Below are 1948 nucleotides of genomic sequence, written 5' to 3' on the forward strand. Positions count from 1 at the left end.
ATATGACACAGCACCGAACGGGTCCGGAATTAGAGCGTCCGTGGCGGGGGCCCGGTGCGGGCGCAGGTTGTCGGTGAGCACGCGCAGCGGCGTGCCGGGGCGCAGTAGCGACGTGCCCGGATCGAGGAGTCCGATCACGCGCAGGAACTGCCGTGTGAGCACTGGGTAGTCCTCGGCGGCGGCCTGCAACCGTGAACTCCCGGGATTCCGTACGGTCCGGGGCGCCGCCGCCCGGCGGCGCCCCGGGATGCTGACGCGCTCAGCGGCGGCGGCTCACGCGCCGGGCGGTGCGCCGCCCGGTCCGCCGTGCGACCCTGCGAGATCCGAACATGTCATCCTCCTTCGTTAGTGCTTGCCTGCAGTGTGCTCCATGGTGTGCAGTTCCTTGGCCTCCTCGGCCGTGGCCAGCCCAATCTGGACCAGGTCGAGCGGGCTGATGAACCCGTCACTGATCCGGAAGCCGCCCGCCCGGAAGATCGCGTCCCGTAGCGGCACCGCCCAGTGGTGCTCCAGCAGGATGAGGGCGGCCGCGGAGTCGTTCGGGATTTCCTCGATGACATCCCATTCCGCGTCGCCGAACACGTGGATCCCCTCTTCAGCCGCCTCCTCCGCGCCGGCCTCCGCGCCTTCCTCCGCGCCTTCCTCACCCGCGATGCCCAGGCCGACCAAGGCCCCGACCTTACTGCCCAGCTCGATGGCCTCCTCCTGGGTCAGGTTGCTGAGGTGCTCGACCTCGAGCTCCCCCCTGGAGTCCTTGTACACGGCCAGCGCGTCAATGACCCGCACCGTGTCGCTCTCGCGAAGCCGTTCAAGCTCGGCGATGACCTCGCCGTGGAAGTCCGGGTGGCTGAACCCGAGCACGATGAGCTGTACAGGACCTATCGCCATGGCATGTTCCTCCTCTTGGCCGAGTGCTGCCCACCAAGGACGGCCTGACCGCGACGGGCAATTAACCCCCGACTGAACTCTTAGCCTCAAGATCGCACCGGCGGCTCCACCGTGCATCACCCCCTGAGGGCGATTCGCGAGCGCCTGCGACAGCACGCCCGCTCTCAGGCAGTTCCAGCTGGACACGCCGATCACTGGGCTTCCAAGGAAAGCCCTGCTTCGCCGTGGACCGGCGCGTGGACTGGGTACAGGGGAAGTCCCAACACGGTCAGTGCTTCGTACAGGCTCAGGGCTTCAGCTTTGGCCTGACTTGGGTGGGCCAGGCCTGGCCGGGCGTCACCGGAATGCGCCGGCCAGGGTGATCCCTGCCATGACGACCATCACCAGCGCGGCCAGGCGGCTGATCCACCGCATCGGCAAGATCCGCAGCAGTCCCCGCCCGCCCGTGATGGCCAGCGCTGCCACTAGCCACAGGCCCAGCACGCTCCCGATGCCCACCGCCACCGGGTCGTGGTATCTGGCGGCAAGGTTGGCCATCGTGATGTCCGACGGGTCTCCCAGCTCCGCCAGCAAGATCACCCCGAAGGAGGTCGCAGCTACGGGCCAGAACCCGGTGGCATCGGCCTTCAGCCGCGCTTCGTCATCGTCATCGTTGTCCACGCGTAGCACCAGCACGGCGCCGGCCAGGAACACCGCGGCGACCACGATCTGGACGATCTTGTGCGGGGCCAGGGCGAGGAGGCTCCCGGCCGTCACCGCCAGCGCTGCGTGTACCGCGAAAGCCGCCGCCGTCCCGGCGAACACCCCGATCGGCCGGTACCGGGTGCCCAGCACCAGGCTCGCCAGCCCGGAGTTGTCCGGCAACTCAACTACGAAGACCGTTCCGAGGGCTATCGCGGTAATGAGCAGGCCAGACACGTGGTTACCTCCGCCCCAGGTGGACGTGGTCGCGCTGGTACCCCGGGCTTCAGGGAGCGTATACCCGGACCGCGGGCTGCCAGGCAGGAAGGTGCCTTCTGAAGTGATGTTCAGGGAACCGTTAGAAGGATTACAAGTTTCT

2 protein-coding genes are annotated in these 1948 nt (G+C 67.8%); both read right to left on the minus strand.

Annotated features, from left to right (window positions below; translation table 11 throughout):
• Positions 1-345 precede the first annotated feature (345 nt).
• On the minus strand, positions 346-888 hold the full coding sequence (locus WA805_RS29675) for a hypothetical protein (protein ID WP_422274219.1): 543 nt from the start codon (positions 886-888) through the stop codon (positions 346-348).
• Between the two features lie 336 nt (positions 889-1224).
• A partial coding sequence (locus tag WA805_RS29680) for a TMEM165/GDT1 family protein (RefSeq protein ID WP_425243977.1) occupies positions 1225-1948 on the minus strand: 724 nt, incomplete at its 5' end.

Source organism: Trebonia sp. (assembly GCF_049794275.1).
Lineage (GTDB): Bacteria > Actinomycetota > Actinomycetes > Streptosporangiales > Streptosporangiaceae > Trebonia.